A 6168-nucleotide genomic window follows, 5' to 3' on the forward strand; every position below is an offset into this window, starting at 1 on the left:
ACTTCGTAGTCGTTGAAATCGCCGAGCTTGATGCCGCACTCGAGGCCGCTCCGGACTTCCTTCACGTCGTCCTGGAAGCGGCGCAGCGTGGCGAAACCGCCATCGTAAATCGGGGTGCGGCCACGCAGGACGCGGGCGCGGGCGGTGCGGGCGAGACGTCCATCGGTGACCGCGCAACCGGCGACCAATCCCTTGGACAACTCGAATACCTTGCGGACCTCGGCGTGGCCGATGACCGCTTCGCGCGTCTCGGGATCGAGCATGCCGGCCATCGCTTCCTTCACCTGATCGATGAGTTCGTAGATGATCGAGAAGAGCTTGATCTGGACGTTTTCGCGCTTGGCCACCTGCGCCGCGGTGTTCTCCACCTTGACGTTGAAACCAATGACGATGGCGTTCGAGGCCGAGGCCAGCAGGATGTCCGATTCGCTGATCGGTCCGACCGCGCTGTGCACGATCTCGAGGTCGATCTTCTTGCTCTCGATCTGCTCGAGCGAAGTGACGAGCGCTTCGAGCGAACCCTGCACATCGCCCTTGATGACGGTGTAGAGCTTCTTCTTCGCCTCGTCCGCGAGGCTGGCGAAAAGATTCTCCAGCGTGGCGCGCTGCGGCGTGGCGAGCTTGTTCATGCGCTCGTCAGCCTGGCGCTCGGCGCTCAGGACCTTGGCGGCGCGTTCGCTCTCCATCACGGTAAACTCGTCGCCGGCATTCGGCAGTCCTGAAAAGCCGAGGATCTTCACCGGGGTGGAAGGCGGCGCGCTCTTCAGCGGCTTGCCCGCGTCGTCGATCAGCGATTTTACCTTGCCGTCGAAATTGCCGCAGATGAACGCATCGCCCACCTTGAGTGTGCCCATGCGGACGATGACCGTCGCGGTCGGGCCGCGCCCTTGCTCGATTTGTGCTTCGATGACCGTGCCCCGCGGCGTTTGCTGGCTGCTGGCCTTGATCTCGAGCATTTCGGCTTCGAGCAAAATACGGTCGAGCAATTCGCTGACGCCCTGGCCCTTGAGGGCGGCCACCGGGCAGACCCCGATGTCGCCACCCCAGTCTTCGGGCACGAGTCCCTTTTCCTGGAGCTGGCCTTTGACCTTGTCGAGATTCGCGCCGGGAGAGTCCATCTTGGTCACAGCGACCATGATCTTGACTTTCGCCGCCTTGGCGTGATTCAACGCCTCGATCGTCTGCGGCATGATGCCGTCATCCGCCGCCACCACGAGCACGACGATATCCGTGACGTTCGCGCCGCGCGCCCGCATGGCCGTGAAAGCCGCGTGACCGGGGGTGTCGAGGAAAGTGATGCGGTGGTCATTGTGCACCACGCTGTAAGCACCGATGTGCTGGGTGATGCCGCCGGCTTCGCCCGCCGCGACGCGCGTCTTGCGAATCGCGTCCATGAGCGTCGTCTTGCCGTGGTCGACGTGGCCCATGAAGGTCACAATCGGCGCGCGGGTCGTCAGTTCATCCGGCTTCGGCTTGGGCAATTCCTTCGGCGGAGCCTTGACGACTTCCACCTTGTGGACGCCGCCACCTTCCTTGCGCTTTTCGCGTTCAAACGTGAGTCCGTGCTTCGTGCAAATCTTCGCAGCGACATCCGGCTCGATCGACTGGTTGATCGAGGCGAAAATGTTCATCTCCATCAGGTCGCCGATCAATTGGAAGGGCTTCAAGTTCATCGCCGTCGCCAGGTCCTTGACGGTGAAGGGCGGCTTGAGATGGATGATCTTCTCGTCGGAGGGAGCGGCGGGCGCTTCCGGGGCTGCGGGAGCGGGAGCCGCAGCCTCCACGACTGGGGCGGCGGGTTCCTCGACCGGGGTCGGCGGCGCCACGGGCTTTGGGGCTTCCGGCGCAAGAATCCTTGAAATCGGGATCTTGTTCTCCAGCGGCGATGCCGGACGCGGGCGTCTTACCTTCGGCTTGTCATCCCCGATCAGGGAAACCGCCTCCTGCACGACTTTGGGCGCAGCGGGCGCCTCCTCGGGAGCCTTCTTCTCTTTATCCGCAGCTCCGGCCTTGGCCGTGGATTTGGGCGCGGCCGCTTTCGACGATTTGTCGTCGGCGGCTTTCTTCGCTCCCGGTTTGTGGGTGGTCTTGGTGGGTGGCATCAAAAGTTCTTTGGAATAAGGCCTTCATGACCTACTGCGTGGAGGCCAGCGAGCCGCTCGCGCGCTTCGCTGCTGCTTGAATCTCCGCCGCCTTCTCGGGCGCGATGCCGATGGCGTCGGCAATATCCTGCGGTTCGACGTCCGCGATCATCTCCAGGGTGCTGAGGCCGCCCTTGACGAGCGCCACCGCGATGGCCTGTTCGATTTGCAACGCGTCGGCCAGCGCTTTTCCGGCCTTGTTCACGCGATCGTTGAAATCTTCGATGACCGACTTGTCCTGCTCGATGTTGATGTCCCAGCCGGTCAGCCGGGAGGTCAGCCGCGCATTCTGGCCGCGCTTGCCGATGGCCAGCGAAAGCTGGTCTTCATCGACCTTGATCAAAATGTTCTTCTTCGCGTCGTCAAGCGTCACGCTCTTGACCTTCGCGGGCTTGAGCGCCTCGAGGACAAATTCCTTCGTGTCCGCGCTCCAGCGGATGATGTCGACTTTCTCGTTGTTGAGTTCGCGCACGATGTTCTTCACCCGCGCGCCGCGCATGCCGACGCACGCGCCGACCGGGTCGACTTTCTCGTTCGCGCTCCACACCGCGATCTTCGTGCGGTGCCCGGCTTCGCGGGCAATGCCCTTGATCTCCACCGTGCGGTCGGCAATTTCGCTGACTTCGGTTTCGAACAGGCGGCGGACGAAATTCGGATGGCTGCGGCTGATGATGATCTCCGGGCCGCGCGCGCCATTCTGCACCGCCACGACATAGGCGCGAATGCGGTCACCGACGTTGTAGTCCTCGGTCTGCACGCGCTCCTTGTTCGGCATCACGGCCTCGAACTTGCCAAGGTCGACCACGACGTCGAGACGCTCGAAGCGACGCACCGTGCCGCTCACGATCTCGCCGGCGCGATCCTTGAATTCGTCGTAAATCATTTCCTTTTCCGCCTGGCGGATGCGTTGCATCATCGCCTGCTTCGCGGTCTGGGCGGCAATGCGGCCGAAATCGCGCGGCGTTACCGGAACCTCGAGTTCTTCCGCGAGTTGCACATCAGCCTTGAACTTCTTGGCCAGGGCGAACGAGATTTCGTCGTGCTTGTTCTCGACTTTCTCGACGACCGTCAGCTTGGCGTAGACCTTCATGTCGCCCGACTTGGAGTCAATATCGACCCGCAAATCCTTGGCCGGACCGACCGCCTTGCGGGCAGCCGCGAGTACAGCGTTATTGATCGCTTCCAGGAGCACTTCACGTTTAATGCCCTTGTCGCGCTCAAAAAAATCGAGGCCTGCTAGGATTTCACTGTTCATAGTTCAAGTTCCGCATCCGGGGACAAAAAAAAGTGGGCGCTAAACCCACTCTGCAAGTGCCGGAGTTGGAGAACTACAGTAGTCGACCTTTCCAGAAGCGTCAACATGGAATGCCTCTAGTGTAAAAGCGGCGCCTTTTCACGCTGCGAAACCCCATTTTTACTCATTTTCGTGATTAAAACCGTCTTCTTCGATGCCGCCGGCACCCTGTTTCATCTGCCCCGAGGGGTAGGCTGGCACTACCGCGACGTCGCCCGCCGCTTCGACTGCCATCTGGAAGAGAACGCCCTGTCAGACGCCTTTCGCACCGTGTGGAAACAAATGCCCACCCGCCCCGGCTCCCATCAGCCGCGCCCGGATGACGATAAAGGCTGGTGGTTTTCTCTGGTCGAGCAAGTGCTCGACCAGTGCCGGGTTCCGGCGGAGCAGTTGCCCCGCCTCGACTACTTCGCGCAGCTCTATTCCGAATTCACCCGCCCCGGCATCTGGGAACTCTTTCCCGAATCCCTCGACGTGTTGACCAACCTGCGGGCTCACTATCGCCTCGGCGTGATCTCCAACTTCGACGGCCGCCTGCGCCCCATCCTCACGAATCTCGGCATCATCGAGTTTTTCGATCCCATCGTCATCTCCAGCGAAGCCGGCACCGACAAACCCGACCCCTGGATCTTCCAGCGAGCCCTGCACCTGGCCGACGCCACCGCCGCGGAATCCCTCCACATCGGCGATGATCCGCGCGCCGATTGGGAAGGCGCCGAGGCCGCCGGCTTGCACATTTTTCGTCTGGATCGTCCCCACCAAACCCTCCGCGACCTCGAGAAATGGATGAAGGATGAAGGCGGAGGGATGAAGACCGGTGATTCGTTACCAGGCGCAGTTGGGTAACGACTGGCAACTGGCTTCTTCATCCTTCCGCCTTCCGTCTTCATCCTTCTCTTCACTTCCCTGTCCGCTTCTTGATCCGTGCAATATTCTCCCGCGCATACGCCCGCTGGTCATCCGGCAGGTCAGGATCATTCAGCGAAAGCATGAACGCATCCACCGCCCGCTGCGCGTCACCCATCACCATGAACGCCTGCCCGAGGTACAGCTCATACCCGCCGATCGGCCGCCCATCCGCTTCCGCCTGTGCGATCAGCTTCTCCAGCGCCGCGACTTCCGCTTTGTAGGCATGCGCCTCATGGGCGATCTTCGCGTGGTAAAAGAGCAGATTCGGATCGTCCGGCACCTTCGCGATCAATTTCAGCGACACGTCATACGCCTCGCTGAAATGCTTTATCCCGTAGAGCAGTTGCGTCTTCGTCGCCAGCGCCGGCAGAAAATCGCGATCGGCCGAAAGCGCCCGCTCCACCTGCTCCGTGGCCTCGCGCCATTCGCCCTTGCCTATGTAATACGTCGCCAGCGCATTCGCCACGTGCGGCTCGCGCGGCGCGATTCGTGACGCCTCGTCGAGCAGCGCCTTCGCCGCCTCCACTTGCTTCACCGCCAGCAGCCGGATCGCCGTTTGCGCCAGCACCTCCGCCAGGTCGCGTGGACGGCCCTGCGCAAACGTCGCCCGTACCGTCGCAAAATCCGCGATCTCCCAAGGTCGCCCGCTATCGCGCCGGAAGACCATGCTCGTGTGGTCCACATAGCGCAGCGTCCAGTCCTTCGTCTCCACGAGATGCTCCAACAGCGGCTTATATTCGCTCGGATCGCCCACGAGCAGCAGCGCATCGAACTGGTATTTTCGAACCAGTTGCCGAAATACTTTCGGATTCTCCACCGCCTGCGGAAACGCCCGCGCCCGCTCCGATCCCGCATCGCGATCCTCCGGCGTGAGCAAATCCGGCCGTTGCGACAGCAGCCAGTTTTTCGCCCGGCCGTTGTAATAAAGCGACTTCGCCTGCAACGCTCCCAGCGCGAGCTGCGGTGAATCCAGCAGCGGGCTCCGCTTCAAAAACCACTCCCTCCCCATCACGATTCCTACCACCATCATTACGAGCAACAACGCGCCGATCCCAATGGTCAGCGCGCGGCGGTTGCGAAAAAAGGCGGGCAGTTCGAACATGCGAGGCGCGGAACCTAGCCGGATTTATTCCTTGCGTCACCATTCGCGCTGAATTATCCATCCGCCCCTCTTAAATCCACCCGGGTTGGTAGCTCAATGGTAGAGCAGCGCCCTTTTAAGGCGTTGGTTGCGGGTTCGAGTCCCGCCCAACCCACTAAATTACAGAGTAAGGGATTGCAGGAGGATGCAACAGAATGCAGGAGATTGCAAACTGATTGGCGGTAATTGGCGGTAAACTCCACTGCCAAAGTGAAGGCCGAAGTGAATCCCGCCGATCCCACCCTTTCACCTCACATTCATCTACCCCATAAGCACTTAAGCGCGGAAGTGAAGGGTGAAGGGCAAATCCGCCCTCTCTCCCGCTGCGCGCCTCCGCTGTCGCTCCCGCTCTCTCTCAGTTTCCCCTTTCCCCAAGGAATCTTCTTTCGACGCTCCCCCTTCACTTCCTCGACACTCGCGCAGCGCCTCCATGGAAAGGCCGGGATGCTCTGCGATCCGTGCGGCCCGCTTTCTTCCATCGCTTCGCGCCGCTCTGCCAGGGCAACGAATGCAGCCAGAAGGGCAGAGGACAAAGGGTCAAAGGGACACCAATAAAAACGAGGGGGCGCGCAGAAATGGGGTAAGCGACATTCAAACTGATGGACGACACCCCAAGGGGAAAAGATTCCTTAGAGACTGTTATGCACTTTTGACTGGTACGAGGAGGCGGAGTGAGCTTGAAA

4 protein-coding genes and 1 tRNA gene are annotated in these 6168 nt (G+C 61.1%); 2 read left to right on the forward strand and 3 right to left on the reverse strand.

Going from position 1 to position 6168, the window contains the following annotated elements:
- Positions 1-2102: translation initiation factor IF-2 (gene infB / locus ABJF10_RS28510; RefSeq protein ID WP_348548002.1), on the reverse strand; the 2102-nt coding region annotated here is incomplete at its 3' end.
- A gap of 31 nt (positions 2103-2133) precedes the next feature.
- The gene (nusA, locus tag ABJF10_RS28515; RefSeq protein ID WP_348548003.1) at positions 2134-3396 is read right to left on the reverse strand and encodes a transcription termination factor NusA; all 1263 of its coding nucleotides are present in this window, start codon (positions 3394-3396) and stop codon (positions 2134-2136) included.
- A gap of 171 nt (positions 3397-3567) precedes the next feature.
- Here nusA and ABJF10_RS28520 point away from each other — a divergent pair, with 171 nt between their 5' ends.
- A complete protein-coding gene (locus ABJF10_RS28520) occupies positions 3568-4281 on the forward strand; it encodes an HAD-IA family hydrolase (RefSeq protein WP_348548004.1) in 714 nt (237 codons plus the stop codon).
- A gap of 52 nt (positions 4282-4333) precedes the next feature.
- On the opposite strand, the gene ABJF10_RS28525 is transcribed toward ABJF10_RS28520, so the two are convergent.
- Complete coding sequence (locus ABJF10_RS28525; protein WP_348548005.1) at positions 4334-5446, reverse strand: hypothetical protein; 1113 nt, start codon at positions 5444-5446, stop codon at positions 4334-4336.
- 82 nt (positions 5447-5528) lie between these two features.
- On the opposite strand from ABJF10_RS28525, the gene ABJF10_RS28530 reads away from it, so the two are divergent.
- A tRNA-Lys gene (locus ABJF10_RS28530) sits at positions 5529-5600 on the forward strand.
- The last annotated feature ends 568 nt before the right edge of the window (positions 5601-6168 follow it).

This window comes from Chthoniobacter sp. (assembly GCF_040003245.1).
Lineage (GTDB): Bacteria > Verrucomicrobiota > Verrucomicrobiia > Chthoniobacterales > Chthoniobacteraceae > Chthoniobacter.

What these genes read in the sequence shown, in the direction of transcription:
- ABJF10_RS28525 (WP_348548005.1), bottom strand. Translation starts at nt 5,446, where the DNA reads ATGTTCGAACTGCCCGCCTTTTTTCGCAACCGCCGCGCGCTGACCATT.
- nusA (WP_348548003.1), bottom strand. Translation starts at nt 3,396, where the DNA reads ATGAACAGTGAAATCCTAGCAGGCCTCGATTTTTTTGAGCGCGACAAG.